This window comes from Streptomyces sp. NPDC015125 (assembly GCF_043080045.1).
GTDB lineage: Bacteria > Actinomycetota > Actinomycetes > Streptomycetales > Streptomycetaceae > Streptomyces.
Window position 1 is genome coordinate 119,429 of sequence record NZ_JBIBVF010000022.1, and the last position, 26,369, is coordinate 145,797.

Annotated in this window: 23 protein-coding genes and 1 riboswitch; of the genes, 17 read left to right on the forward strand and 6 right to left on the reverse strand. The window is 70.5% G+C overall.

Annotation, left to right across the window (positions count from 1 at the left end):
* Positions 1–12: 12 nt before the first annotated feature.
* On the reverse strand, positions 13–240 hold the full coding sequence (locus tag ACF088_RS32995; RefSeq protein WP_392379552.1) for a hypothetical protein: 228 nt from the start codon (positions 238–240) through the stop codon (positions 13–15).
* Between the two features lie 159 nt (positions 241–399).
* Here ACF088_RS32995 and ACF088_RS33000 point away from each other — a divergent pair, with 159 nt between their 5' ends.
* The gene (locus tag ACF088_RS33000; RefSeq protein WP_392379553.1) at positions 400–1,374 is read left to right on the forward strand and encodes a carbohydrate kinase family protein; all 975 of its coding nucleotides are present in this window, start codon (positions 400–402) and stop codon (positions 1,372–1,374) included.
* A gap of 8 nt (positions 1,375–1,382) precedes the next feature.
* Here the strand turns inward: ACF088_RS33000 and ACF088_RS33005 are convergent, their stop codons facing one another.
* Entirely contained in the window at positions 1,383–2,921 is a 1,539-nt protein-coding gene (locus ACF088_RS33005; RefSeq protein WP_392379554.1) for a cysteine desulfurase/sulfurtransferase TusA family protein, read from the reverse strand.
* A gap of 407 nt (positions 2,922–3,328) precedes the next feature.
* On the opposite strand from ACF088_RS33005, the gene coxB reads away from it, so the two are divergent.
* From coxB to ACF088_RS33025, 4 genes are all read left to right on the forward strand, one after another.
* Complete coding sequence (gene coxB, locus ACF088_RS33010) at positions 3,329–4,291, forward strand: cytochrome c oxidase subunit II (RefSeq protein WP_392379555.1); 963 nt, start codon at positions 3,329–3,331, stop codon at positions 4,289–4,291.
* Complete coding sequence (ctaD, locus tag ACF088_RS33015; protein ID WP_392379556.1) at positions 4,288–6,024, forward strand: cytochrome c oxidase subunit I; 1,737 nt, start codon at positions 4,288–4,290, stop codon at positions 6,022–6,024. The genes coxB and ctaD overlap by 4 nt, the downstream gene beginning before the upstream one ends.
* The gene (locus tag ACF088_RS33020; protein ID WP_392379557.1) at positions 6,021–6,419 is read left to right on the forward strand and encodes a cytochrome c oxidase subunit 4; all 399 of its coding nucleotides are present in this window, start codon (positions 6,021–6,023) and stop codon (positions 6,417–6,419) included. Before ctaD ends, ACF088_RS33020 begins: the two co-directional genes overlap by 4 nt.
* A 134-nt stretch (positions 6,420–6,553) precedes the next feature.
* Positions 6,554–7,828, forward strand: a complete 1,275-nt coding sequence (locus ACF088_RS33025) for an Ig-like domain-containing protein (protein WP_392379558.1) — start codon at positions 6,554–6,556, stop codon at positions 7,826–7,828.
* Positions 7,829–7,845: 17 nt separating this feature from the next.
* Here the strand turns inward: ACF088_RS33025 and ACF088_RS33030 are convergent, their stop codons facing one another.
* Positions 7,846–8,247 carry a hypothetical protein gene (locus ACF088_RS33030; protein WP_392379559.1) on the reverse strand — a complete coding sequence of 134 codons (402 nt, stop codon included), beginning with the start codon at positions 8,245–8,247 and terminating at the stop codon, positions 7,846–7,848.
* A gap of 263 nt (positions 8,248–8,510) precedes the next feature.
* On the opposite strand from ACF088_RS33030, the gene ACF088_RS33035 reads away from it, so the two are divergent.
* From ACF088_RS33035 to ACF088_RS33060, 6 genes are all read left to right on the forward strand, one after another.
* Complete coding sequence (locus tag ACF088_RS33035) at positions 8,511–9,131, forward strand: heme-copper oxidase subunit III (protein ID WP_086717031.1); 621 nt, start codon at positions 8,511–8,513, stop codon at positions 9,129–9,131.
* A gap of 77 nt (positions 9,132–9,208) precedes the next feature.
* On the forward strand, positions 9,209–10,018 hold the full coding sequence (locus ACF088_RS33040) for a c-type cytochrome (RefSeq protein ID WP_392379560.1): 810 nt from the start codon (positions 9,209–9,211) through the stop codon (positions 10,016–10,018).
* Entirely contained in the window at positions 10,015–11,079 is a 1,065-nt protein-coding gene (locus ACF088_RS33045) for a Rieske 2Fe-2S domain-containing protein (protein ID WP_392379561.1), read from the forward strand. Before ACF088_RS33040 ends, ACF088_RS33045 begins: the two co-directional genes overlap by 4 nt.
* Entirely contained in the window at positions 11,076–12,713 is a 1,638-nt protein-coding gene (locus ACF088_RS33050) for a cytochrome bc complex cytochrome b subunit (RefSeq protein WP_392379562.1), read from the forward strand. The genes ACF088_RS33045 and ACF088_RS33050 overlap by 4 nt, the downstream gene beginning before the upstream one ends.
* A gap of 139 nt (positions 12,714–12,852) precedes the next feature.
* Positions 12,853–13,917 (forward strand): anthranilate phosphoribosyltransferase, encoded by a 1,065-nt coding sequence (trpD, locus tag ACF088_RS33055; protein WP_392379563.1) that lies wholly within the window; start codon positions 12,853–12,855, stop codon positions 13,915–13,917.
* 91 nt (positions 13,918–14,008) lie between these two features.
* Positions 14,009–14,126: riboswitch (SAM riboswitch) on the forward strand.
* Positions 14,127–14,308: 182 nt separating this feature from the next.
* Positions 14,309–15,688: an aminotransferase class V-fold PLP-dependent enzyme gene (locus tag ACF088_RS33060; RefSeq protein WP_392379564.1), complete on the forward strand. Its 1,380-nt coding sequence runs from the start codon at positions 14,309–14,311 to the stop codon at positions 15,686–15,688.
* An 898-nt stretch (positions 15,689–16,586) separates the two neighbouring features.
* Here ACF088_RS33060 and ACF088_RS33065 read toward each other — a convergent pair.
* Both ACF088_RS33065 and ACF088_RS33070 read right to left on the reverse strand, forming a co-directional pair.
* A complete protein-coding gene (locus ACF088_RS33065) occupies positions 16,587–16,868 on the reverse strand; it encodes an Lrp/AsnC family transcriptional regulator (RefSeq protein ID WP_086716532.1) in 282 nt (93 codons plus the stop codon).
* A complete protein-coding gene (locus ACF088_RS33070) occupies positions 16,865–17,545 on the reverse strand; it encodes a rhomboid family intramembrane serine protease (RefSeq protein ID WP_392379565.1) in 681 nt (226 codons plus the stop codon). Before ACF088_RS33070 ends, ACF088_RS33065 begins: the two co-directional genes overlap by 4 nt.
* Before the next feature lie 293 nt (positions 17,546–17,838).
* Between ACF088_RS33070 and ACF088_RS33075 the strand changes: the two genes are divergently transcribed.
* The 5 genes from ACF088_RS33075 to ACF088_RS33095 all read left to right on the forward strand — a co-directional run bounded on the left by ACF088_RS33075 (position 17,839) and on the right by ACF088_RS33095 (position 23,554).
* Positions 17,839–18,078, forward strand: a complete 240-nt coding sequence (locus ACF088_RS33075; protein WP_030086623.1) for a hypothetical protein — start codon at positions 17,839–17,841, stop codon at positions 18,076–18,078.
* Between the two features lie 18 nt (positions 18,079–18,096).
* Positions 18,097–19,470: an NYN domain-containing protein gene (locus ACF088_RS33080; protein WP_392379566.1), complete on the forward strand. Its 1,374-nt coding sequence runs from the start codon at positions 18,097–18,099 to the stop codon at positions 19,468–19,470.
* A gap of 306 nt (positions 19,471–19,776) precedes the next feature.
* Positions 19,777–20,802, forward strand: a complete 1,026-nt coding sequence (locus tag ACF088_RS33085; RefSeq protein ID WP_392379567.1) for an NlpC/P60 family protein — start codon at positions 19,777–19,779, stop codon at positions 20,800–20,802.
* Between the two features lie 271 nt (positions 20,803–21,073).
* On the forward strand, positions 21,074–22,117 hold the full coding sequence (locus tag ACF088_RS33090; protein ID WP_392379568.1) for an NlpC/P60 family protein: 1,044 nt from the start codon (positions 21,074–21,076) through the stop codon (positions 22,115–22,117).
* 51 nt (positions 22,118–22,168) lie between these two features.
* Positions 22,169–23,554, forward strand: coding sequence for a hypothetical protein (locus tag ACF088_RS33095; RefSeq protein WP_392379569.1), 1,386 nt, complete (start codon positions 22,169–22,171; stop codon positions 23,552–23,554).
* Positions 23,555–23,564: 10 nt separating this feature from the next.
* Here the strand turns inward: ACF088_RS33095 and ACF088_RS33100 are convergent, their stop codons facing one another.
* Positions 23,565–24,887: a glycosyltransferase 87 family protein gene (locus tag ACF088_RS33100; protein WP_392379570.1), complete on the reverse strand. Its 1,323-nt coding sequence runs from the start codon at positions 24,885–24,887 to the stop codon at positions 23,565–23,567.
* Positions 24,888–25,136: 249 nt separating this feature from the next.
* Between ACF088_RS33100 and ACF088_RS33105 the strand changes: the two genes are divergently transcribed.
* On the forward strand, positions 25,137–26,279 hold the full coding sequence (locus ACF088_RS33105) for a glycosyltransferase family 4 protein (RefSeq protein ID WP_392379571.1): 1,143 nt from the start codon (positions 25,137–25,139) through the stop codon (positions 26,277–26,279).
* Positions 26,280–26,369 lie beyond the last annotated feature (90 nt).

Below are 26,369 nucleotides of genomic sequence, written 5' to 3' on the forward strand. Positions count from 1 at the left end.
CCGGGCGGCCGGTCAGTCGCCGTACTCGGACATTCCGTCCACGAGTGCGGCCGAACTGGAGGGGACCTCGACGCCGTGCAGATCGGCGGCGCGCCCCGGCGCGGGCGCGGATCGCCGCCCGGACTTCCACCGGCCCGCCATCCGTGCACAGTCGCCGCGCAGCTCGTCGAGCGATTCGGGGTCCTGCGTGACGGGCGAGACGCCCTCACGCAGTGTGACGGCTTTCACAGGTTTGGTCATAGGGGCACCGTACGCAGCCATATCCCGAGGAGAAAGACCTACTATTGGGTAGTTTCAGCCATTCCAAGTGTCCGGGATGACCCGGTGGCGCGCGACCCCGGCGGGTAGCGTTGCTACACGTCAGCCCGCCCCTACGCCTTCCGCAGGAGCAGACCCGTCGTGCGTATCGCAGTCACCGGCTCCATCGCCACCGACCACCTGATGACCTTCCCCGGCCGTTTCGCCGATCAGTTGGTCGCCGACCAACTGCATACGGTCTCCCTCTCTTTCCTGGTCGACCAGCTCGATGTCCGCCGCGGCGGCGTCGCCGCCAACATCTGCTTCGGCATGGGCCAGCTCGGCACCGAGCCGATCCTGGTCGGTGCCGCCGGCAACGACTTCGAGGAGTACCGCGCCTGGCTCGACCGCCACGGCGTCGACACCCGCTCCGTACGCATCTCCGAGGTGCTGCACACCGCGCGCTTCGTGTGCACCACCGACGCCGACCACAACCAGATCGGCTCCTTCTACACCGGCGCGATGAGCGAGGCCCGGCTGATCGAGCTGCAGCACGTGGCCGAGCGGGTCGGCGGCCTGGACCTCGTCCTGATCGGCGCGGACGACCCCGAGGCGATGATCCGGCACACCGAGGAGTGCCGCAGCCGCGGTATCCCCTTCGGTGCCGACTTCTCCCAGCAGATCGCCCGGATGGACGGCGACGCCATCCGCACCCTGCTGGAGGACGCGGCCTACCTCTTCTCCAACGAGTACGAGAAGGGCCTGATCGAGTCCAAGACCGGCTGGACCGACGAGGAGATCCTGGCCAAGGTCGGCACCCGCGTCACCACCCTCGGCGCCAACGGCGTCCGCATCGAGCGGGTCGGCGAGCCGGCCATCGAGGTCGGCGTCCCGGAGGAGAACGCCAAGGCCGACCCCACCGGCGTCGGCGACGCCTTCCGCGCCGGCTTCCTGTCCGGTCTGTCCTGGGGCGCCGGCCTGGAGCGCGCCGCCCAGATCGGCTGCATGCTGGCGACGCTGGTCATCGAGACCGTCGGCACCCAGGAGTACGAGCTGCACCGCAGCCACTTCATGGACCGCTTCACCAAGGCCTACGGTCACGAGGCCGCGGCCGAGGTCCAGCAGCACCTGGCCTGAGCGGCCCCTCAGGCGCGGCGCCGCACGACGTACGCGGCGCCGCGCTCGGCCGCCCGTTCGCCGACGTACTCCTGGTCCCGCATGGTGCACCAGGCGGGGATGTCCTGCCGGGCGGCCTCGTCGTCGGAGAGCACCGTCACCGTCCCGCCGACCGGCACCTCGCCGATCACCTTCGCCAGCTCGATGACCGGGACCGGGCAGCGCTTGCCCAGCGAGTCGACGATCAGTCCGGCGGCTTCAGCGGGCTCGGCGGCGTCAGCGGGCCCGGCGGGCTCGGCCGGCCCGGCGGGCTCCCCGGCCTCCGCCGCCGCTGCCCGTCCGGCCCGCGGCACCTCGCCGCCCGTGGCCGGTGCGCCCCCGGCTCCGGCTCCGGCCCCGGCTCCGGCCCCGGCCCCGGCCCCGGCCTCCGCCGCCGGGACGCCCAGCCGCTTCCGCACCGCGCGTACGACCCGCGGCAGCTCCTCCAAGAAGCGCTCCACGTCCGCCTCGGCCGTGCCGTACGGCAGCGACACCCGCACATTCCCCTCGGACAGCACGCCCATCGCGCGCAGCACATGGCTCGGCGTCAGGGTGCTGGAGGTGCACGACGATCCGGACGACACCGAGAAGCCCGCCCGGTCGAGCTCGTGCAGCAGGGCCTCTCCGTCGACATAGAGACAGGAGAAGGTGACGAGATGAGGGAGGCGGCACACCGGATCGCCGACCACCTCCACGTCCGGCACCAGCTCCGGCACCCGCGCCCGGATCCGGTCCACCAGCCGCCGCAGCCGCGCCGCCTCGTCCCCGGTCTCCGGGCCCGCCCGCAGCGCGCGCAAGGACGCCGCGGCGGCCACGACCGCCGGGATGTTCTCGAACCCCGGGCTGCGTCCCGACTCCCGCTCGTCCTGCGGCCCCTGGGGCGCGAACCGGGTCCCCTTGCGGACGGCGAGCAGTCCCACGCCGGGCGGGCCGCCCCATTTGTGGGCGCTCGCCGTCAGCAGCGACCAGGCGCCGGGCACCGGCCCCCAGGGCAGCGACTGCGCGGCGTCCACCAGGAGGGGGACCGCCGCCTCCCGGCAGAGCCCGGCCACCTCCTCGACCGGCTGTTCGGTTCCCACCTCGTGGTTGGCGGACTGGAGACAGACCAGCGCGGTGTCCGGGCCGAGCGCGGCGGCGACCTCGTCGGCCGCCACCCGGCCCGTACGGTCCACGGCCAGCTCCGTGCGGCTGCCGCCGGCCGCCTCGTGGACCTCGGCGGCGTGCAGGACGGAGGAGTGTTCCACGGCGGAGTACAGCAGCCGGCGGCCGGCCCGCCGACGGGCCGCCAGCGCGCCGGAAACTCCCGTATGCACCGCCTGCGTCCCCGAAGGGGTGAAAATCAACTCGTCCGGGCGGCAGCCCACGGCCTCGGCCGCGGCCTCCCGCGCCGCGTCCAGCAGCAGCCGGGCGCGCCGCCCCTCCCGGTAGAGGCGGGCCGGGTCGGCCCAGCCTTCGTCGAGCGAGGCGAGCAGGGCCTCGCGGGCGACCGGATGCAAGGGGGCGGCCGACGCCGCGTCGAAATAGGGCACGTACGAGACGTTAGTCCGCCGGCGCGCGGCCGGGGGCGGCTCCGGCCCCGCCGGGCGGTGGCGCGCGGTTCCCGGGCGCGGTCGGCGGGTGGGAGCGCCCCGGGGAGGGCCCCGAAAGAGCGGCGCGGGAGCCCGGCCGGGCACGGCGTCAGATGCCTGGTGGAAGCGGGTATTCGGCGGGTATTCGGCGGGTATTCGGGGGTTCGGCGGGCGCCTCCCGGAAGCCTTGGCCACCCCTTAGGGGTGCGTCGCGGCGCGTTGGGCACCCTCCCCGCGCGACCCCAAATAGCGTCCAGTAAGGTTTGGCCCGCATAAACATCCAAACCCCTGCCCGACGCAGGGCGGCGACCGACCAGCGAGTAAGGCCGCAGCCGACCGCGCGGGCGAGACTCTCGGGAAGGCGCTACGTGAGTCCCAACGGCTCCGACCGCTCGTCGCGGCGCCCGATGCGGCGGAAGCTGCCGCAGGTGCTTGCTGCGGGCCTGGTCCTGGCGACCGCTACTGGTTGCACATATAAGGACTTCCCCCGCCTCGGCATGCCAACGCCCGTCACCGACGAGGCGCCGCGGATCCTCTCTCTTTGGCAGGGCTCCTGGGCCGCCGCCCTCGCAACGGGCGTGCTGGTCTGGGGCCTGATCATCTGGAGCGTGATCTTCCACCGCCGCAGCAGGTCCAAGGTGGAGGTCCCCGCGCAGACGCGGTACAACATGCCGATCGAGGCGTTGTACACGATCGTCCCGTTCATCATCATCGCGGTGCTGTTCTACTTCACCGCGCGCGATGAGAGCGCAATCCTCAAGACTTCCAAGAAGCCCGACCACATCGTCAACGTGGTCGGCTTCCAGTGGAGCTGGGCGTTCAACTACCTGGAGAACGTGGACGGCAAGAAGTCGACCTCGAACATCAACTCCAGCGCACTGTCCGCGATCCCGGACAAGTGGAAGAAGGGCGCTCCGGCGGGTGCCGACGGCGTCTACGACGTGGGCACCCCGGGCGAGCGCAACCCGCAGACCGGCAACCCGGGCCCGACCCTGTGGCTGCCGAAGGGCGAGACCGTCCAGTTCGTACTGACCTCGCGTGACGTCATCCACTCGTTCTGGGTGGTGCCCTTCCTGATGAAGCAGGACGTCATCCCGGGCCACACCAATGTCTTCGAGGTGACTCCCAACAAGGAGGGCACCTTCATGGGCAAGTGCGCCGAGCTGTGCGGTGTCGACCACTCCCGGATGCTCTTCAACGTCAAGGTCGTCTCCCCCGAGCGGTACCGGGAGCACCTGAAGGACCTGGCGAAGAAGGGCCAGACCGGATACCTGCCGTCGGGCATCAAGCAGACGGATCACGCCAGGAATGCGGAGACCAAGAACCAGTGAGCATCCTCAACGAACCTCAGGGTGCCGCCGCCGATACGGCTCCGGCAGCACCGCCCGTACGCAAGAAGCAACCCGGCATCGCTGCGGTGAAGTGGCTGACGACCACTGACCACAAGACCATCGGCACGATGTACCTGGTCACGTCGTTCGCGTTCTTCTGCGTCGGCGGACTGATGGCGCTGCTGATGCGCGCCGAGCTGGCCCGTCCCGGCACGCAGATCATGTCGAACGAGCAGTTCAACCAGGCGTTCACGATGCACGGCACGATCATGCTGCTGATGTTCGCGACGCCGCTGTTCGCCGGATTCGCGAACTGGATCATGCCGCTGCAGATCGGCGCGCCCGACGTGGCGTTCCCGCGGCTGAACATGTTCGCCTACTGGCTGTACCTCTTCGGCTCGCTGATCGCGGTGGCCGGCTTCCTCACCCCGCAGGGTGCGGCGGACTTCGGCTGGTTCGCGTACTCGCCGCTCTCGGACGCGGTGCGTTCACCGGGCGTCGGCGCGGATATGTGGATCATGGGTCTGGCCTTCTCGGGCTTCGGCACGATCCTCGGTTCGGTCAACTTCATCACGACGATCATCTGCATGCGGGCACCCGGCATGACGATGTTCCGGATGCCGATCTTCACCTGGAACGTGCTGCTGACCGGTGTGCTGGTCCTGCTGGCCTTCCCGGTGCTGGCGGCGGCGCTGTTCGCGCTGGAGGCGGACCGTAAATTCGGGGCGCATGTCTTCGATGCGGCAAATGGCGGGGCATTGCTCTGGCAGCATCTCTTCTGGTTCTTCGGCCATCCAGAGGTGTACATCATCGCGCTGCCGTTCTTCGGCATCATTTCCGAGGTCATTCCGGTGTTCTCCCGGAAGCCGATGTTCGGTTACATGGGCCTGATTGCGGCGACGGTTTCGATTGCCGGTCTGTCGGTCACGGTGTGGGCGCACCACATGTATGTGACGGGCGGCGTGCTGTTGCCGTTCTTCTCGTTCATGACGTTCCTGATCGCGGTGCCCACCGGTGTGAAGTTCTTCAACTGGATCGGCACGATGTGGAAGGGCTCGCTGTCCTTCGAGACGCCGATGCTGTGGACGATCGGCTTCCTGATCACCTTCACCTTCGGTGGTCTGACCGGTGTCATCCTGGCCTCGCCGCCGATGGACTTCCATGTCTCGGACTCGTACTTCGTGGTGGCGCACTTCCACTACGTGGTCTTCGGCACGGTCGTCTTCGCGATGTTCGCCGGCTTCCATTTCTGGTGGCCGAAGTTCACCGGCAAGATGCTGGACGAGCGGCTCGGGAAGATCACCTTCTGGACGCTGTTCGTGGGCTTCCACGGCACCTTCCTCGTCCAGCACTGGCTGGGCGCCGAGGGCATGCCGCGGCGTTACGCGGACTACCTCGCGGCCGACGGATTCACGACGCTGAACACCATCTCGACGATCAGCTCGTTCCTGCTGGGCCTGTCGATCCTGCCGTTCATGTACAACGTCTGGAAGACGGCGAAGTACGGCGAGAAGGTCGAGGTCGACGACCCGTGGGGTTACGGCCGCTCGCTGGAGTGGGCGACGTCCTGCCCGCCGCCGCGGCACAACTTCCTCACCCTGCCGCGTATTCGCTCCGAATCCCCGGCGTTCGACCTGCACCACCCGGAGATCGCAGCCCTCGACGCGCTGCACAACGGCCGCGCCTCCGAGGATGACAAGGCCCTCGCCGGCGGCAAGGAGGCGGGCAAGTGAAGATCCAGGGCAAGATGTTCATCTGGCTCTCCGTCTTCGTCCTCGCCATGGCGATCGTCTATGGCGTCTGGTCGAAGGAGCCCGCGGGTACCACCGCACTGTTCCTCGCCTTCGGCCTGTGCATCATGGTCGGCTACTACCTGGCCTTCACGGCCCGGCGGGTCGACGCGGGTGCGCAGGACAACGAGAACGCCGAGGTCTCGGACGACGCCGGTGAGCTGGGCTTCTTCAGCCCGCACAGCTGGCAGCCGCTGTCCCTGGCCGTCGGTGGCGCGCTCGCCTTCCTGGGCGTGGTCTTCGGCTGGTGGCTGCTGTACTTCTCCTTCCCGGTGATCCTCGTCGGCCTCTTCGGCTGGGTCTTCGAGTACTACCGCGGCGAGAACCGCACGCAGTAACCACGGCGCATGGCGCTCTGGCGGGCCCGGACACCTCAACAGGTGTCCGGGCCCGCCTCGTTTGGAGGCCGGGAGCAGACCCGTTTGCAGTCCTCCAGCGCGCTGGGACAGGTGATTCTTCATATTTTTGGGGCATGAGTCACAGACCTCGAACCCGGACGGTGCTGAGCTGCGGCCTCCTGCTCGTGCCCCTTGCGGTGAGCGCCACCGCGTGCGGGGGCTCGGATTCGGAAACGCTCTCCGGCACTCCCTACGACGCGGCCGGCCAGATCACGGCCAACACCCCGGACGGCACCAAGAAAGCGGACCCCGACAAGCCGCTGGAGGTGTCCGTCAAGGGGGACGACGCGCGGATCACCGACGTGACCGCCACCGATACCACCGGACGCTTCGTGCGCGGCGAGCTGAGCGCCGACGGCAGGCACTGGCGCACCACGGCGCCACTGGCCGCCGGCAGCCGCTACACGGTGCGGGTGAGCACCGAGGAGGAGGACGGTTCGCCCGGCCGTAAGACGCTCGTGGTCAACACCCGGGACGCCGACGGCCAGTTGACCGCCACGTTCGGCCCGAAGGAGGGTGAGTACGGCGTCGGTCAGCCGGTCACCGCGGAACTGAGCCAGCCGGTCAAGGACCAGAAGGCCCGGGCCATCGTGGAGAGCGCCCTGAAGGTCGACTCCATGCCGCGGGTCCAGGGCGCCTGGCACTGGGTGGACGACAAGAAGCTGCACTTCCGCCCCAAGGAGTACTGGCCCGCGCACGCCACCATCTCGGTGCACAGCAATCTGGCGGGCCTGAAGGTCGCCAAGGGGCTCTACGGAGGCCCGTCCAAGCCGGTGAAGCTCACCACCGGTGACCGCGTGGAGGCCATCACCGACGCGGCGACGCACCAGATGACGGTGCTGCGCAACGGTGAGTCGATCAACACCATCCCGGTCACCACCGGCAAGCCCGGCTTCTCCACCCGCAACGGCGTCAAGGTCGTCCTCGGCAAGGAGAGCTTCGTACGGATGCGCAGCTCGACGGTCGGCATCGCCGCCGGGAGCGGGGACTCCTACGACCTGCCGGTCCACTGGGCCACCCGGGTGACCTGGAGCGGTGAGTACGTCCACGCCGCACCCTGGTCCGTCGGATCACAGGGCGCGGCGAACGTCAGCCACGGCTGTACGGGCATGTCCACCAGCAACGCCCAGTGGTTCTTCAACACCGTGCGGGTCGGTGACATCGTCAAGGTCGTCAACAGCGGCGGCGACACCATGACGCCCTTCGACAACGGCTTCGGCGACTGGAACATGCCCTGGCAGGAATGGCGCGAGGGCAGCGCGCTCAAGAGCAAGGCCGACACGACCACAGGAGCCGCCGGGCGCGTCCAGAACCCCGCCGACGACGCCCGGCTGCGCCCGAAGTTCTGACGCCGCCCAGCGGCCGCTCAGGCCTGTACGAGGTTCCTGCGGCGCAGCAGGCCGGCCAGGGCGTCCGCGAAGGCCACCGGGTCCAGCGGATGCGTCACCGCGGCATCCGCCCGGCTCCAGGTCGCCAGCCAGGCGTCCTGGGGGCGGCCGATCAGCAGCAGCACCGGCGGGCACCGGAAGATCTCGTCCTTGATCTGCCGGCAGACGCCCATCCCGCCCGCGGGTGCGGTCTCGCCGTCCAGCACGCAGACGTCGATGCCGCCCTGCTCCAGGGCCGTGAGGACGGCGGGCGCGGTGGCGCACTCCAGGATCTCGATCTCCGGGACATCGGCGGCGGGGCGTCGGCCGGCCGCCAGCCGGACCTGCTCGCGGGTGCCTGCGTTGTCGCTGTAGACCAGCACCGTGGCAGTCGCCTGCATCGTTCCTCCACGCTTCGTAGCGGCACAGCATCGGGTGGGGCGGATGCTACTCCCGCGGCGGGTGTCCGCAGGAGGGGTTGAGCGGATCCAAGATCTGCCCGACGGGCCGTCAGGACCGGCTCCGGCGGGGCCGGCGGTCGTCGGCCACCCGGTACGTCCCCCCTTCGGGCGACCTTCGAAATTGGGCCGTACGAGCAGGGCATACGTCCTTGACACACCGAACGGCACCCCCCGGAGTGAGGGCGGGATAAGCGACCGACATAATGTCGGTCGTGGCGACAGCAACGACAGTAGAAACCGGGCACGCGCACCCGTCGGTCAATCGGCCGAACCTCACCAGCGTCGGAACCATCATCTGGCTGAGTTCCGAGCTGATGTTCTTCGCGGCCCTCTTCGCGATGTACTTCACCCTTCGTTCGGTGACCGGATCCGAGTATTGGAAGGAATCCGCCAGTGCGCTGAATCTTCCGTTCTCCGCGACCAACACCACGATCCTGGTGCTCAGCTCTCTGACCTGCCAGCTCGGCGTTTTCGCGGCCGAGCGTGGCGATGTCAAGAAGCTCCGGGCCTGGTTCGTGGTCACCTTCATCATGGGTGCGATCTTCATCGGCGGTCAGGTCTTCGAGTACACGGAGCTGGTCAAGCACGAGGGCCTGTCGCTCTCGTCCGGCCCGTACGGCTCGGTGTTCTACCTGACCACCGGCTTCCACGGACTGCATGTGACGGGCGGTCTGATCGCCTTCCTGCTGGTCCTGGGCAGGACGTACGCGGCCAAGAGGTTCACCCACACGCAGGCCACCGCGGCCATCGTCGTGTCCTACTACTGGCACTTCGTCGATGTCGTCTGGATCGGCCTCTTCGCCACGATCTACCTGATCCGGTAACCGGTCCGACCGGTACCGCATATCAGACAGACATAGCCAAAGCATCGACGCAGAAGATCCTGACACCGGGGTAATCCGTGAAAAAGCTCTCCGCACGACGGCGCCATCCGCTGGCGGCGCTCGTCGTCCTACTCTTCGCGCTGGCGGTCACTGGGGGGCTGTACGCCGCGTTCGCGCCGGCGGACAAGGCTCAGGCCGATGACACCGCCCAGTCTCTTGCCGTCAAGGAGGGCAAGAAGCTCTTCGCCGTGGGCTGCGCCAGCTGCCACGGCACCGGCGGTCAGGGCACCTCCGACGGTCCGAGCCTGGTCGGCGTCGGCGCCGCAGCCGTGGACTTCCAGGTGGGCACCGGCCGGATGCCGGCCCAGCAGCCCGGCGCCCAGGTGCCGCGGAAGAAGAACATCTACACCAACGCCCAGATCGACCAGCTCGCGGCCTATGTCGCGTCGCTGGGCCCCGGCCCGAGCGTGCCGTCCAAGGAGCAGTACAGCGCCAACGGTGCCGACATCGGCAAGGGCGGCGAGCTGTTCCGCACCAACTGCGCGCAGTGCCACAACTTCACCGGTAAGGGCGGCGCCCTGACCGACGGCAAGTTCGCACCGACGCTCGAAGGCGTGGACCCGAAGCACATCTACGAGGCCATGGAGACCGGCCCGCAGAACATGCCCTCCTTCGGTGACGGCTCGCTGTCGAAGGAGAACAAGAAGGACATCATCGCGTACCTCGGCGCCGTCAACGGCGATGATTCCGAGAGCCCCGGCGGCCTCGACCTCGGCGGTCTCGGTCCGGTCAGTGAGGGTCTCTTCGGCTACATCTTCGGCCTGGGCGCGCTGATCGCGGTCGCCATCTGGGTCGCAGCCCGGACTACGAAGGCCAAGAAGTCATGAGCGAGACTGGACGACACGAAGACGTGCCAGAAGAAACCCTTCCCAGTGAGCGGGAGACGGCTCACGAAGGAGCGGTGGCCACGGCGGAGAACCCGTTCGCCGACCCGGGCCTGCCGCCCCACGAGCACCGCGCCCAGGACATCGACGAGGGGGCCGCCAGGCGCTCCGAGCGCACCGTGGCGCTGCTCTTCGTGGTGTCGATGATCGCCACGGTCGGCTTCATCGCCTCGTACGTGGCGATCCCGATCGACAAGATCGTCTACATCTGGCCGATCGGTCACATCAGCGCGCTGAACTTCGCGCTGGGTCTGACCCTCGGTGCGGCCCTCTTCTGCATCGGCGCCGGCGCGGTCCACTGGGCCCGCACGCTGATGTCCGACGAGGAGGTCGCCGACGAGCGCCACCCGATCGAGGCGGCCCCGGAGGTCAAGGCCAAGGTCATGGCGGACTTCGCACAGGGTGCGAAGGAGTCGCAGATCGGCCGCCGCAAGCTGGTCCGCAACACGATGTTCGGTGCGCTGGCGCTGGTGCCGCTCTCCGGTGTCGTCCTGCTGCGTGACCTCGGCCCGCTGCCCGGGAACAAGCTGCGCACCACGAACTGGAAGAGGGGCGTCCGGCTCGTCAACCAGTCCACCAACCTCCCGCTGCGTCCCGAGGACATCGCGGTCGGCTCCCTGACGTTCGCCAAGCCCGAGGGCCTGGAGGAGAACGACGAGGAGTTCGCCGAGAAGATCGCCAAGGACGCCCTGATGCTCGTGCGGATCCAGCCGCAGGACATCAAGGACAAGCACGAGCTGTCCTGGTCGCACGAGGGCATCGTGGCGTACTCGAAGATCTGCACCCACGTGGGTTGCCCGATCAGCCTGTACGAGCAGCAGACGCACCACGTGCTCTGCCCGTGCCACCAGTCGACGTTCGACCTCTCTGACGGCGGTCGGGTGATCTTCGGTCCGGCCGGACACGCCCTGCCGCAGCTGCACATCACGGAGAAGGACGGCTTCCTGGAGGCCGCAAGCGGCTTCGAGGAGCCCGTCGGCCCGAGTTTCTGGGAGCGCGGATGAGTAACGAGACAACCGCGACCAGCACACGCCGTGGCCCGGCGCCACGGGGCGAGCGGATCGCGGACTGGGCGGACGGCCGACTGGGCATCTACAGCCTGGCCAAGTCCAACATGCGCAAGATCTTCCCGGACCACTGGTCCTTCATGCTGGGTGAGGTCGCGCTCTACAGCTTCATCATCATCATCCTGACCGGTGTCTATCTGACGCTGTTCTTCCACCCGAGCATGGCCGAGGTGACCTATCACGGTTCCTATGTGCCCATGCAGGGAATCCGGATGACCCAGGCCTTCGAGTCGACGCTGGACATCAGCTTCGACGTGCGCGGCGGCCTGCTCATCCGCCAGATCCACCACTGGGCCGCGCTGGTCTTCCTGGCCGCGATGATGGTCCACATGATGCGGGTGTTCTTCACCGGCGCCTTCCGCAAGCCGCGCGAGGTCAACTGGCTGTTCGGCTTCCTGCTGTTCGTGCTGGGCATGTTCACCGGCTTCACCGGCTACTCGCTCCCCGACGACCTGCTCTCCGGCACCGGTGTGCGGTTCATCGAGGGCGTCATCCTGGCGATGCCGCTGGTCGGTTCGTACCTGCAGTTCTTCATCTTCGGCGGGGAGTTCCCGGGGCACGACATCATCCCGCGGTTCTTCACGGTGCACGTCCTGCTGCTGCCGGGCATCATGCTCGGCCTGCTGGTGGCGCACCTGATCCTGGTCTTCTACCACAAGCACACCCAGTTCCCGGGTGCCGGCAAGACCAACAACAACGTCGTGGGCATGCCGCTGCTGCCGGTCTACATGGCCAAGGCCGGAGGCTTCTTCTTCCTGGTCTTCGGTGTGATCGCCGCGATCGCCGCGGTCGCCAGCATCAACCCGGTGTGGGCGATCGGCCCCTACCGGCCCGACCAGGTCTCCACCGGCGCCCAGCCCGACTGGTACATGGGCTTCGCCGAGGGTCTGGTGCGTGTCATGCCGGGCTGGGAGTGGAACTTCTGGGGCCACACCGTCAACTTCGGTGTGCTGATCCCGATCCTGATCTTCCCGCTGGTCCTGGTCGCGATCGCCGTTTACCCGTTCGTCGAGTCCTGGGTCAAGGGCGACAAGCGCGAGCACCACATCCTGGACCGCCCGCGCAACGTCCCGACCCGTACCGGCTTCGGCGTCGCCTGGCTGATCGCGTACTTCGTGATGCTGATCGGTGGCGGCAACGACCTGTGGGCCACCCACTTCCACCTCTCGATCAACTCGATCACCTGGTTCGTCCGGATCGCGTTCTTCGTCGGGCCGGTGCTGGGCTTCATCGCCACCAAGCGGATCTGCCTGGGTCTGCAGCGCCGTGACAAGGACAAGGTGCTGCACGGACGCGAGTCCGGCATCATCAAGCGCCTGCCGCACGGTGAGTTCATCGAGGTCCACGAGCCGCTCGACCAGGAGCAGCTGCACGTGCTCACCCAGCACGAGCAGCCCGCGCCGCTCGAACTGGGCCCGGAGGTCGACGAGAACGGCGTGGAGCGCAAGCTCTCGCGCTCGCAGAAGCTGCGCGCCAAGCTCTCCAAGAGCTACTACGGCGAGGACAACGTCATCGCCAAGCCCACGGTCGAGGAGTACAAGGAGATCACGAGCGGCCACGGCCACCACTGATCACCTCGGCGCCTCGTAGCGCACCGTAGGAGTACGCCACCCAGAGGGCCCCGTCTCAGCACCGGACGGGGCCCTCCGGCGTGCCCGGCGGCTCGATAGGGTGAACGCACAAGCAGGAGACAAATCAGGAGTGTGGACCATGAACGTTGCGACCCCCCTCGGCGGCGACAGCGTGGCGGCCCACACCTGGCCGGGCATCCTCAACGCCCTGCTCGACGGCCGTGACCTCGCCGCGGAGGACACCGCCTGGGCGATGGACAAGATCATGCGGGGAGAGGCGGGCGACGCCCAGATCGCCGGCTTCGCGGTGGCGCTGCGGGCCAAGGGCGAGACCGTCGCCGAGATCTCCGGGCTGGTCCGGACCATGTACGAGCACGCCCGGCTGATCGAGGTGCCGGGACCGAGCGTGGACATCGTCGGCACCGGCGGCGACGGCGCCAAGACCGTCAACATCTCCACGATGTCCTCGATCGTGGTGGCCGGCACCGGAGCCAGGGTCGTCAAGCACGGCAACCGCGCGGCGTCCTCGGCCAGCGGCGCCTCCGACGTGCTGGAGAAGCTCGGCGTCAATCTCGACCTCACCCCGCAGCGGGTCACCGAGGTCGCCCGGGAAGCGGGCATCACCTTCTGCTTCGCGGTGAAGTTCCACCCCGCGCTGCGGCACGTCGCCAACGCCCGGGGCCAGCTCGGCATCCGTACGACGTTCAACGTGCTGGGCCCGCTGACCAACCCCGCGAAGGTCCGCGCCCAGGCGACCGGAGTCGCGGACGCCCGGATGGCGCCGATCCTGGCCGGGGTGCTCGCCGAGCGCGGCTCCTCGGCGCTGGTCTTCCGGGGCGACGACGGCCTGGACGAGCTGACCACCACCGCGACCTCCCGGGTCTGGATCGTCCGGGACGGCACGGTGCGCGAGGAGGCCTTCGACCCGCGCGACGTGGGCATCGACCTGGTGCCGGTGGAGGCGCTGCGCGGCGCCGACGCGTCGTACAACGCGGAGGTGGCCCGTCGGGTGCTGGACGGGGAGACCGGTCCGGTGCGCGATGCGGTACTGCTGAACTCCGCGGCGGCGCTGGTCGCGCTGGAGCCCTCCGACGCCCCACTGGCGCAGCAGATCCGGGCCGGGATCGACAGGGCCGCCGCCGCGATCGACTCCGGGGCGGCCCGGCAGGCGCTGGAGCGCTGGGTGACCGCCAGCAACACCTGAGCGCCCGGTGACGCAGAGTGTGACGCAAGCCCCGTTCCGCCATCCGGACCGGGGCTTGCGTGATGTTGCCCGTATGGCATGATTCTGCGCAGGTCACGAGTGACAGCGATGCAGGCCCCGGCCCGCTGTCCGGCAACCCTCCTTCCGTGGCGGGGTGCCCCGGGTGATGACCAGGCCGTAGGCAGCGAGGTCTGCGGCAAGCGCGGATCCCTCGCCAGGGATCCTGGTCCCCGAGGGAGAACTTCCGTGAATCAGCGAATGCGATAGGGCTCGACGGCCCCTTTCCCGCATCCCCTTTTTCTTTCCGCTGCGGCGCCGCGCCGTGCGCCCTGCGCGCACCTGACGCGCTCTGCCCCGCAGCGAATTCACTTACTTCTTACGGGAGTTCGCCATGTCCGTTTCCGCCGTTGCCGCCGACCGCTCCGTCTGTGCCCCGCTGCCCGTCCTCGGCCGGGACGTCCGCGTCCCGCTGGTGACCGGCGGCGAAGTCGACTACGCCGCGCTGGACTACGCCGCCAGCGCCCCCGCGCTGCAGCGGGTCTGGGACGACGTGGCGGCCTACGCCCCGTACTACGGCAGCGTGCACCGCGGCGCCGGGTACCTCTCGCAGCTCTCCACCGACCTCTTCGAGAACAGCCGCCGGACCATCGCGGAGTTCCTGGGGTGCGGAGACGAGGATCAGGTGGTCTTCACCCGCTCGACCACGGACTCCCTGAACCTGCTCGCCTCCGTCCTCCCGCAGGACACCCGGGTGTTCGTCTTCGAGACCGAGCACCACGCCTCGCTGCTGCCGTGGGAGCAGCGCGCGGACGTCACCGTCACCTACCTCAACGCGCCGCGCACCCCGCAGCAGGCGGTGGACACCCTGGAGAAGGCGCTGGCCGAGCGCGACCCGTACGGCCCGGCGCTGGTCTGTGTGACCGGTGCGTCGAACGTGACCGGTGAGCTGTGGCCGGTGCGCGAGCTGGCGGCCGCCGCGCATGCGCACGGCGCGCGGATCGTGCTGGACGCGGCGCAGCTCGTCCCGCACCACCCGGTGAACATCACGGAGCTGGACGTCGACTGGGTCGCCTTCTCCGGCCACAAGCTCTACGCCCCGTTCGGCGCCGGTGTGCTGGCCGGCCGCGCGGACTGGCTGCAGGACGCCGCCCCGTATCTGGCCGGCGGCGGCGCCAGCCGCAAGGTCTCCCGGCGCACGGACGGCGGGGTGGACGTCGAGTGGCACACCACCGCCGCCCGTCACGAGGCCGGTTCGCCCAACGTCATCGGCGCCTACGCCATCGCCTCGGCCTGCCAGGCCCTGACCGAGGCCGGTTTCGAGGACCTGGCCGCCCGCGAGCAGGCGCTGATCACCCGGGTCCGGGAGGGCCTGGCCGAGGTGCCCGAGGTGAACGTGCTCTCGCTCTTCGGCGAGGACGCGGCGCGGGTGGGCGTCTTCTCCTTCGTCGTCGAGGGCTGGAACAGCTCGCACTTCGCCGCGGCGCTCTCGGCGGAGTACGGCATCGGCGTCCGCGACGGCCTGTTCTGCGCACACCCCCTCGTCCGCACCCTCCTGGGCAGCGAACCGCAGGACCCGGGAGAGTGCGGCGCCCCGGAGGCGGCCCCCGGCGAGCGCTCCCTGAACGCCATCCGCGTCAGCCTTGGCGTGGGAACGCCTGATGAGCATGTCGACCGCTTCCTCCGCGCGGTCAGGGAACTGGTCACGAACGGCGCCCGTTGGAACTACCACACGGAGGACGGCCGTTGCGTGCCCGCGCGAAGCGCGGTTTGAATCCCACGTTTTTTGTCTGCGGCGCCGTGGGGGTTGCTCGCCGGTCCGCTGCGCTTTGCCTCTGGCCCACGTTTTTGGCTTTCCCGCCGTTTCGCCTGGCGGCGGGCGGGGTTCGCTGCGCTTGGCCTCGGCTCGTTTTCGGCTTTCGCGCCTGCGCCTGGCGGCGGGTGTTGCCGCTGCGCGGGGCGGGTCCGCTGCGCGGGGCTGTTGGGGTGCGGTGACGGGCCTGCGCGGGTGGGTGTCCGGACTGCTTCGCTTTACGTCCGGACACCCACCCGCTCCGGCCCGTCCCCTCCCGTTGGGGGGGTGGGAAGGAGGCCGGTGGGGGTGAGTGTGGCTGGTCCGATGCGCGTCGTGGACGTGGGGAAATGGCCGTGGGCACAGGGAATCGCCATGGCACAGGGAAAGAGCCATGGCATGGGGGGAGGGAGTGGGCTGTGATCGACGCCCGCCCCCACCCACGTTCACTTACTCACCCACGGGAGGGGACGGGTCGGAGGGGCAGGGGTGTGGGACGTAAAGCGAAGCAGTCCCACACCCCTGCCCCGGAGGCCCGTCACCGCACCCACCGCCCCGCGCAGCGGACCCCGCCCGCCGCTGGGGGTACCTCCCACGCCCCTTAGGCAGTGGGGGAGCAACGGCGAGCAGGCCAAAAACGGGCCGAGGCAAAGCGCAGCGGAACGGCCCCGCGCAGCGGACCCGGCCCGCCGCCAGGCGCAGCGGCGAGCAGCCTCCACGGAGGGAAAGCCAAAAATGGGCCGAGGTAAAGCGCAGCGGACGGGCCCCGCGCAGCGGACCCGCCCGCCGCAGGCGCAACGGCCGGCGCACCGCGAAGCGGGCGCAAAACGGCGAGACCCCCCACGGTGGGAAGCCGAAAACGTGGGAAGAAAAGAAAACGCTACGCGTCGAGCCCAATCGCAAACGCAGCCTCAAGGTCATGCTGCGAATACGTGCGGAACGCAATATGCGTCTCCGTGGAGGCGACGCCGGGGACCTTGCTGATGCGGCCGGGGATGACGTCCGCGAGGTCGTCGTGGGCGGCGACCCGCACCATGGCGATCAGGTCGTGGGCCCCGGTGACCGAGTAGACCTCGCTGACCCCTTCCAGCGCGGCGATCTTCTCGGCGATCTCCGGGATCTGGTCCACGTTGGTCTTGATGAGCACGATCGACGTGATCACGGCTGGCTCTCTCCCTTGGTCGCCCGGTCATCTCCCCTGGTGGCCCCCACACTATCCCTCCGGTAGCGGGCCCAGGCGTACAGGAAGCCGAGTGCGAAGCCGATGACATGGGCGAGGTAGGCGACGCCGGGACCGCGGGGGTCGTCCTGCGCGGCCTGCCACTGCAGGACGAACCAGAACAGCAGCACGATCCAGGCGGGAAAGCGCAGCGGCAGGAAGAAGAGGAACGGGAAGACGCTGGTGACCCGGGCCGTGGGGAACAGGAAGAGGAAGGCGCCGAGGATGCCGGAGATCGAGCCGGAGGCGCCCACCAGGGTCTGCCCCGAGGTGGCGTGGGCGGCCGCGTAGCCGAGCAGCGCCAGGTAGCCGATGATGAGGTAGAAGGCGGTGAACGGCAGCCTGCCCATACGTGCTTCGGTCATGGCGCCGAAGACGTAGAGGAACAGCGCATTGCCGAGCAGGTGCAGCCAGCTGCCGTGCACGAACAAGGCGGTGAGCGGGGTGATCAGCGCCCGTAGCGAACCGCTCCACAGCTCCAGTGGGATCACGCCCCACCGCTCGAAATACGCGGTCTGGGCCTTGAGCAGGGCCTCGCCGGTGCCGTATATCCGGTTCAGGCCCGAGGCGGGGCCGAGCACGAAGACCGCGCAGCACAGGCCGATCAGCACATTCGTCATCCGCGAGCACACCGCGGCCAGCGACCGCGTGGGGTGCGGAGGGCGGGGGAGGAGACCGGACGAGCGGGGAGAGCGGGGTGAGGGGGCCGGCGCCGTCATGAGGTGATCATGACCCAATGCGGGCAATCGGGACAGAGTGCCTCGCCGCGTCCCGGCACCTGGGCGGGCCCGCACCGCCACCCCATCAGGCCGTAGGGTTACAGGCAGTACTTTGCGTACTTCCGCGATCCGACGGCGCACCGCGTGAACCGCGCAGCAGCACGACACCGATGAGCACGAAAGAGGACGACACGATGGCTGTTCCCCTGCCGACGGACGGGACCCGGTGGCGCTGCACGCTGTGCGGCAACCTCACGCGGTTCGACGTGACCCGCCGGTCCAAGGTCGTGGAGTACGTCCACCTTGACCTGGCCGGGGCGCCGACGGTGGAGGAGCGCGAGGTCCTCAGTGAGAGCATCGAGTCCGTGCGCTGCCGCTGGTGCAACGCGGTCGACCAGATCGAGCTGGTCGACCGTCCGGGCGCGAACGCCTGAGATCGGAGCGATGCAGCCGTGGTGGACCGTCCAGAGGGGGAGCCGGGGGCCCAGCGTGACGACGCACCGGAGAGTGCGGCCGACGATGTGCTCGACCGTCCGCTGCCCGAGGGCGTGCGGCGCCGGGTCGTGGCGCTCACCGCGGAGTCGTTCGGCGCGCTGACCCTCGCCGAACTCCCGCCCCCGCTGCGGCAGTACGCCCGGTTCACCCCGACTCGTCGGGCCAAATTCGCCGGAAATGCGATGGCCGCGGCGCTGGAGAGCGACGCGGTCTTCCGGCAGCGGATCGCGGGCAAGCTGCGCGAGGCGCAGTCGGAGCTCGCCGCGGCGCTGGAGCACGGCACCCCGCCCGCGGCCGCGGATCCGCTCGATGTCGCGGCGGCCGCCTATGTGCTGCGCCCCGAAGGCTGGGTCAAGCTCGTCGCGGCGGCCGGTGAGGAGGCGCAGCGGGCGCGCGCCGAGCGGGCCGGCGAGGAGGCCGAACGCGAACTGACCAGGCTGCGCGAGGAGCTGGCGCAGGCGCGCGGCGAGGCCCGCACGGAAGCCGACCGGATCCGGGTGGACCTGGACGCCGTCCGCAAGGAGAACGAGTCGCTGCGGCGCAAGCTGCGCAGCGCGCTGAGCGACGTCAAGCGGGGTGAGGCCGCGGTGCGCAAGGCCGAGGCCGCCATGACGGACGTTCGGGACCGGGCGGCCACGGAGAAGACCGCCGCGGACAGTGAGGTGCGCCGGCTCAAGGCCCGGATCGCCGAGGCGGAGACGGCGTTGGAGACCAGCCGGCGCTCCGCCCGCGAGGGCCGCAGCGTCGAGGACATGCGGCTGCGGCTGCTGCTCGACACGGTCCTGGACGCGGCGCAGGGGCTGCGCCGCGAACTGGCGCTGCCGCCGGCCAGCGTCCATCCGGCGGACACCGTCGAGGCGGTCGCGCCGGGACGGATGACGCCCAAGGACATCGCGACGCGGGCGCTGTCGGAGATGGACCCGGCGCTGCTCGACCAGCTTCTGGCGCTGCCGCAGGCGCATTTGGTGGTGGATGGCTACAACGTCACCAAAACCGGCTATCCGACCATGCCGCTCGACAAGCAGCGGCTGCGCCTGCTGGGCGGCCTCGCGGTGCTGGCGGCGCAGACCGGTGCGGAGATGACCTGTGTCTTCGACGGCGCGGAGCTGGCGGCGCCGGTGCTGCTCGCACCGCCGCGCGGAGTCCGGGTCCTGTTCAGCAAACCGGGCGTAACGGCCGATGAACTGATTCGTCAACTGGTTCGGGCCGAACCGCCCGGCCGACCGGTCGTCGTGGTCTCCACGGACCGGGAAGTGGCCGACGGGGTGGCGAAGGCCGGGGCGCGGCCGGTGGCATCGGCCCTGCTCCTCAAGAGACTTGCCCGGACCTGACGCCCTGCCCGCGGCCGCCCCACCGGAAACCCCGAAATCGCCGACGAACCGTCTCTGAGCGTCAATTGACGCTCACAGGCTGTGTGATGTTGGTAAAGGATGGGGCTGGTGGCGCAGAATTTTTGCCTGAGGATTTGAAGCGATCACAGCTCGGTTACTAAGGTCAGGCCCGAACCTCCATGAATCTGATCATCCAACCGGGATGAACCGTGGAGGTACCGCCGAGTCCGCGGCGTTCACGCGGAGCCGGGGTCTCACCCCCCCCACTTCCCGGTAGGCGGCTGGAGGAAGAAGGAGCTCGCCCCCGTGGCGTCCCACCGTCGACCCAAGCAGCCGAGCCGTACTCGCGTGACCGTGCTCACCGCCACCGCCGCGGCGGCCGTCGCCCTTTCGTCCCAGGCCGCCCAGGCCGACCCCCATCAGTCGAAGAAGGACGTCAAGTCCGAGGTCGACAAGCTGTACAACGAGGCCGAGCAGGCCACCGAGAAGTACGACGGGGTCAAGGAGCAGCAGGACAAGCTCCAGAAGGAGGTCGACGACCTCCAGGACAAGGTCGCCCGCGGCCAGGGTGACCTCAACCAGATGCGCAAGGGCCTCGGCGCCGTCGCCTCCGGCCAGTACCGCAGCGGCAGCATCGACCCCTCGGTCCAGCTGTTCCTCTCCGGCGACCCGGACACCTACCTCGAAAAGGCCGCCACCCTCGACCAGTTGAGCGGCAAGCAGGCCGACCAGCTCAAGACCGTCGCGGACAAGCAGCGCCGGCTCGCCCAGGAGCGCGCGGAGGCCTCGGCCAAGATCAAGGACCTTTCCGAGACCCGTAAGGCGCTCGGTGACAAGAAGGACGAGATCAAGGGCAAGCTGGCCGAGGCGCAGCAGCTGCTCAACAAGATGACGGCCAAGGAGCGGGCGGCCATGCAGGCCGAGGAGAACCGCGCCAACCGCAGCAACTCGCGGGTCAACCTCGGCGATGACGTGCCGGCTTCGCAGCGCGGCGCGGCCGCCCTGTCCGCCGCCCAGTCCAAGATAGGTTCGCCGTACGTCTGGGGCGCCACCGGCCCGTCCTCCTTCGACTGCTCGGGGCTGACCTCCTGGGCCTACCAGCAGGCCGGCCAGTCGATCCCGCGTACCTCGCAGGCACAGGCCAACGCCGGTACCCGGATCGGCTCGCAGAGCGCTCTCAAGCCCGGCGATCTGGTGCTCTTCTACAGCGACCTGCACCACATCGGTCTCTATGCGGGCAACGGTCAGGTGCTGCATGCGCCGAAGCCCGGTGCCGCCGTGCGCTACGAGCCGATCGGCAACATGCCGTTCGCGTTCGGCGTGCGAGTCTGACAAGCCTCACAACCCTCTCAACCTGCCGCCCGAACGGGCGAATTGCGGCCTCGGCCGCTGACTTACCGCCCCGCCGGTGACCTGCACAGTCACCGGCGGGGCGGCTTTTTGCGGGCGAAAAGACGGCTTTGGCCGGATCGCACCGGCGCCGTACTGTCTGCCCTCGCAGCTTCCGGTTCACCGACCGTCCTCCCGGGGCGGTAGGGGCTTCCCCCGAGTTCTCGGCTGCGCTCAAGCAGGGGGTACCCCCATCGGAAGGAGTTCGGCTCTCGTGGCGTCCCACCGCCGTACCTCGCAGCAAGGCCGGACCACCCTCGCCGGGGTCACCGCGGTGTCGGCCGCCCTGACGGCCGCGGCCGCCGCGCTGTCGGCACCGCAGGCCTTCGCCGACCCGGCCGGCCGCGCCGCCGGCCGCGATGCGGCGGCCTCGCGGGTCGACCACCTCTACGAACAGGCGGAGCGGGCCACCGAGAAGTTCAACGGCGCGGACGCACGGACCAAGAAGCTGCGCGGCCAGGTGGCGGCCCTCCAGGACCGCACCGCCCGCGCTCAGGAGCGGGTCAACCGGATGCGCGGCAGGCTGGGCGCGCTGGCGGCCGCGCAGTACCGGGCCGGCGGGATGGACCCCACGGTCCGGCTGATGCTCTCCGAACGGCCCGACACCTACCTGGAGAAGGCCTCCGCCCTCGACCGGCTGGGCGCCGGCCAGGCGCGCGAGCTGCGCGGGCTGAGGGCCGCACAGCGCTCCCTGGAGCAGCAGCGCAGGGAGACCGTACGGAAGCTGGCGGAGCTGGAGGCCGGCCGCAAGGACGTCGCGCGCCACAAGAAGGACGTCCAGCGCAAGCTGGCCACTGCGCGGCGGCTGCTGAACGCGCTCCCCAGGGACGCCAGGGAGGCCTACGCCCGGGCCGCCCGGAGCGACGGGCGCCATGAGGCGGTCCCGGACCTGCGGGGGGCCGTACCGGCCTCCGGGCGGGCCGCCGCGGCCGTCGCCGCGGTGCGCGCCGCGGTCGGCCGGCCCTACGCATGGGGAGGCAACGGCCCCGCGTCCTTCGACTGCTCCGGACTCACCCAATGGGCCTACGGGCGGGCCGGCGTCTCCCTCCCGCGTACCTCGCAGGCGCAGCGCGGCGCCGGCCGGCAGGTGCCGCTCAGCCAGGCGCAGCCCGGTGACCTGGTCATCTACCGCTCGGACGGCAGCCACGTCGGGATGTACGTCGGCAACGGCCAAGTGGTCCATGCGCCCTATCCCGGGGCACGGGTCCGCTACGACCCCGTCGGGATGATGCCGATCTCGTCCATCACCAGGCCCTGAGGCGGAACGCAGCGTTTTTGCCCCGGCCGGGCCGGATCTACGATCGTCCGCATGTCATACCAGTGGGCGGGGCGACGGCTGTCGCGGGCCGGGGCGGCGGGCTGTGCCGCCCTGCTCCTCGCGCTGCTCGTCCCGCTGACCGGCTGTGCGCCCACGAACTCCACCCCGGCGCGCTACCCGGACGTCCAGCGGATGCTCGACACCCGTGCGCGGGCCGTCCAGCGGCGGGACGCGGCGGGCTTCCTGGCCACCGTCGACCCGCGGGCCACCGGCTACCGGGACCGTCAGCGCACGATGTTCGCCCACCTGGCAGGCGTGCCGCTGGCCGACTGGCACTACGAGCTCGACGCGACCGGCGCCTTCCCGCTCGCGGCCGGCGAATCCGACGCGCACCTGGCCGCGAAGGTGCAGCTGCGCTACCGCTTCAAGGGCTATGACACCTCGCCGGTGCACGCCGTCCAGTACCTCACCCTGACCCGGCGGGACGGCCGCTGGCTGATCTCCTCCGACACCGATGGCGCGGCGGCGGGCAAGAGCGGCACCCGTCAGCTGTGGGACCAGGGACCGGTGCGGCTGGTCCGCGGCCGGTACGGCCTGGTCCTGGGCGACGCCGCGCATCTGGCGCGGCTGCAGGATCTGGCGCACCGGGTGGACCGGGCGGTGCCCGCGGTGTCGGCCGCCTGGAAGGGGAAGTGGTCGCAGAAGGTCGTGGTGGAGGCGCCGGATTCGGTCGAGCGGATGGCGCAGCTGATGGGCAGCGACGATGCGTCCGGCTACGCGGGGATCGCGGCGGTCACCACGGGGGAGGCGGGCGTCTCCGCGCCCGCGCCCGCGGACCGCGTGATCATCAACCCCGAAGCCTACGAGGAGCTCAACGACCTGGGCCGCACAGTGGTCCTCACCCACGAGACCACCCATGTCGCCACCCGCACGGCCACCACGGCGGCGACCCCGCTGTGGCTCTCGGAGGGCTTCGCCGACTGGGTCGCCTACCGGGGCAGCCACCGCAAGCCCGCCGCCACCGCCCCCGAACTCACCCGCGCGGTCGCCCGGGGCAAGGTCCCCGGCCACCTGCCGACCGACGCGGACTTCGGGTTCAAGGCCGGCGCCGACCGGCTGGCCAAGGCCTACGAGGGCAGCTGGCTGGCGTGCCGGATGATCGCCGCCAAGTGGGGCGAGGGCAAACTGATCGCCTTCTACCGGGCGGCGGGCAAGAGCGCGCTACGGGTCTCGTCGGGGAGTGCAGGGGCGCCGATGGAGGCGGCCACGGCGGTCGCCGCGGGCTCCCGTCCGGCCTCACCGGCCGCCGGCCCCGGACACCGGCCGCCGGCTCACGCCGACCGGACGGACCGCGCCCTGCGCTCCCAACTGGGCCTCGGCCTCGCGGAGTTCACCCGGCAGTGGCGGGCTTATGTGAAGGCACAGCTGCGGCGGTGAGGGCCGGGGCTCAGCGTCCCGGTGACGGCGACCCGTCCGCCGGCGTCTGCGGGGCGGAGCCGGTGAGCCGTGGGGGAGCGGCGGTGGTCTCGCCGACCGGCCGGCGTGCGCGTACCACGCCGAGCGGCCCCGTACGCCCGGGCCCGCTGCCCCGCGTGGAGACCCACAGCCGGTGGCAGGCGAGCAGCGACGCGGCGACCAGCAGGCCGTTGCGCACGGCCAGCAGCACGACGGCCGGAAGGTCGCTCGCCACGATGTGTGCGAACCAGACGGGGAACTCCAGCTGGGTGAGCCCGGTGGCCGGCAGGACCAGCACGGCCGGCAGCGTCTGCCGGCCGGCCCGGACCGTCACACACACCGCGGCGAGCCCCACCAGCCAGAGCATGTACTGCGGGCTGATGACGCGGCTGGTGGTCGTGAACAGCAAAGTGGCGGTGAAGGCGGCGTCGCTCGGCGTCGTGGGGCCCGGCTCCCGGGCGTGCAGCCGCCACAGGAACAGCCAGCCCACGGCGGCGAGGCTCAGGGTGAGCGCCAGGGTGCTGACGAGCGGGACGCCCGGTCCGAGGAACTCCAGTGAGCCGTAGTGCAGCAGTACCTGGCCGTCCCACCCGTAGTGCCGGGCGATATGGAAGACCAGCGCGCCGAGCGATTCGACCTCCGTCCCGCGGTCGCGCTGGAAGGTGAGGAACGCCAGCGCGCCCGGTGCGGCGGCCACGAAGAACAGGGTCAGCGCAGCCGCGGTGCCGGCCGCGCTCCACCACAGCGCACGTGCCCGGCGCCCGCGCACCGCCGCCCCCGTCAGCAGCAGGACGGGCCAGACCTTCAGCAGCGCACCGAAGGCGACCAGCGCGCCCGCCACCCGGGGCCGGCGGGCGGCCGCGAACAGCGCGGCGGCGGCCACGGCGGCGACCATCAGGTCGTAGCGGGCGTACGCGGTCGGACCCAGCAGCGCCACGCCCGCGATCCACACCCAGGCCCCCGCCGGGCGATGGCCCGGCCGCCGGCCGGCCCGCAGGAAGAGCGCCAGCGCCGCCGCGTCCGTGAGCAGGATCAGGGTGAAGAACGCGGGGGCGTAGTCCAGGAACGGCAGCAGACCGGGGGAGAGGATCGCCAGCGCGGCGGCCGGCGGGTACTGCCAGGTCACATCGGCCAGCGGGAAGGTGCCGGTCTTCAGGACCTCGGACCAGTTCTGATAGATCACCGAGACATCGGTGGTGACATCCGGCCCGGGCAGCACCAGCACCCTCAGTACGCACAGCAGGATCACGGCCCGGGTCACGGCCCAGGCCGCGACCGGGAGCCACACCCCGCGCGCTCCGCCGATGCTGCTCATCGTCACCTCATCGCTCCGTCGGCCGTCGCCTCCGGCGCCGCCTGCGGCCCCGTGGGCCGGTGCCCTGCGCACCGAGGCCCGCTCGTGCCCGCTGCCTGCATGATGCCGGTAGCGGCCGGTCGCGGCCGGTCGCCACCGTAGAGGAGGACGGGCGTGGCGGGGCGGGCCGCCCCCGGCCGGTCGCCGACCGGTACTGTCGGGCCGGAACCGCCGAGACCGACTGCTGAGACCGACCGCCGAGAGACCATCGTGCACAAGACCTTGATCGTCACGAACGACTTCCCGCCCCGGCCCGGCGGCATCCAGGCCTTCCTGCACAGTATGGCGCTGCGGCTGGACCCCTCCCAGGTCGTCGTCTACGCCTCGACCTGGAAGCGCGGCGCGGAGGGTCTCGCGGCCACCGCCGCCTTCGACGCCGAGCAGCCGTTCCCGGTGGTACGCGACCGTACGACGATGCTGTTGCCGACCCCGGGGGTGACCCGGCGGGCCACCGGGCTGCTGCGCGAACACGGCTGCTCCTCGGTGTGGTTCGGCGCGGCGGCGCCGCTCGGGCTGATGGCGCCGGCGCTCCGCTCGGCCGGTGCCCGCCGCATCGTGGCGACCACGCACGGCCACGAGGCGGGCTGGGCGCAGCTGCCGGCCGCCCGGCAGTTGCTGCGCCGGATCGGGGAAGGCACCGACACGCTCACCTACCTGGGCGAGTACACCCGCTCGCGGATCGCCGGTGCGCTCACCCCGCAAGCCGCGCGGCGGATGGTCCAACTCCCGCCCGGTGTGGACGAGAAGACCTTCCACCCCGGCTCGGGGGGCGACGCCGTGCGGGCCGCGCTCGGGCTCACCGGCCGGCCGGTGGTGGTCTGTGTCTCGCGGCTCGTCCCGCGCAAGGGCCAGGACACCCTGATCGAGGCGATGCCGGCCATCGTCTCCGCGGTGCCCGATGCCGTCCTGCTGATCGTCGGCGGCGGCCCGTACGAGAAGGAGCTGCACGCGCTGGCCCAGGAGAAGGGGGTCGGGGACGCGGTGCGCTTCACCGGCGCGGTCCCCTGGGAGGAGCTGCCGGCCCACTTCGGCGCCGGCGACGTCTTCGCGATGCCCTGCCGCACCCGCCGCGGCGGGCTGGACGTCGAGGGCCTCGGCATCGTCTACCTGGAGGCCTCCGCCACCGGACTCCCCGTGGTGGCGGGCGATTCGGGCGGCGCCCCCGACGCGGTCCTGGACGGCGAGACGGGCTGGGTCGTCCCCGGCGGTTCCCCGGCCCCCACCGCGGACCGCATCGTCACCCTGCTCCAGGACCCGGACCTGCGCCGCACCATGGGCGCACGCGGCCGCGCCTGGGTGGAGGAGAAGTGGCGCTGGGACCTGCTGGCGGAACGGCTGAAGGAACTGCTCTAGGCGCCACCCGAAGGCATCCGCCCGGACCGGCCGCCGGTGCGGCGCGGGCGGACGGCGTCCCGGGCAACGAAAATCCGCCGCCGTGGCGCG

What these genes read in the sequence shown, in the direction of transcription:
- ACF088_RS32995 (WP_392379552.1), bottom strand. Translation starts at nt 240, where the DNA reads ATGACCAAACCTGTGAAAGCCGTCACACTGCGTGAGGGCGTCTCGCCC.
- ACF088_RS33025 (WP_392379558.1), top strand. Translation starts at nt 6,554, where the DNA reads ATGAGTCACAGACCTCGAACCCGGACGGTGCTGAGCTGCGGCCTCCTG.
- ACF088_RS33030 (WP_392379559.1), bottom strand. Translation starts at nt 8,247, where the DNA reads ATGCAGGCGACTGCCACGGTGCTGGTCTACAGCGACAACGCAGGCACC.
- ACF088_RS33035 (WP_086717031.1), top strand. Translation starts at nt 8,511, where the DNA reads ATGTCGGTCGTGGCGACAGCAACGACAGTAGAAACCGGGCACGCGCAC.
- ACF088_RS33045 (WP_392379561.1), top strand. Translation starts at nt 10,015, where the DNA reads ATGAGCGAGACTGGACGACACGAAGACGTGCCAGAAGAAACCCTTCCC.
- ACF088_RS33050 (WP_392379562.1), top strand. Translation starts at nt 11,076, where the DNA reads ATGAGTAACGAGACAACCGCGACCAGCACACGCCGTGGCCCGGCGCCA.
- trpD (WP_392379563.1), top strand. Translation starts at nt 12,853, where the DNA reads ATGAACGTTGCGACCCCCCTCGGCGGCGACAGCGTGGCGGCCCACACC.
- ACF088_RS33060 (WP_392379564.1), top strand. Translation starts at nt 14,309, where the DNA reads ATGTCCGTTTCCGCCGTTGCCGCCGACCGCTCCGTCTGTGCCCCGCTG.
- ACF088_RS33070 (WP_392379565.1), bottom strand. Translation starts at nt 17,545, where the DNA reads ATGACGAATGTGCTGATCGGCCTGTGCTGCGCGGTCTTCGTGCTCGGC.
- ACF088_RS33075 (WP_030086623.1), top strand. Translation starts at nt 17,839, where the DNA reads ATGGCTGTTCCCCTGCCGACGGACGGGACCCGGTGGCGCTGCACGCTG.
- ACF088_RS33095 (WP_392379569.1), top strand. Translation starts at nt 22,169, where the DNA reads ATGTCATACCAGTGGGCGGGGCGACGGCTGTCGCGGGCCGGGGCGGCG.
- ACF088_RS33100 (WP_392379570.1), bottom strand. Translation starts at nt 24,887, where the DNA reads ATGAGCAGCATCGGCGGAGCGCGCGGGGTGTGGCTCCCGGTCGCGGCC.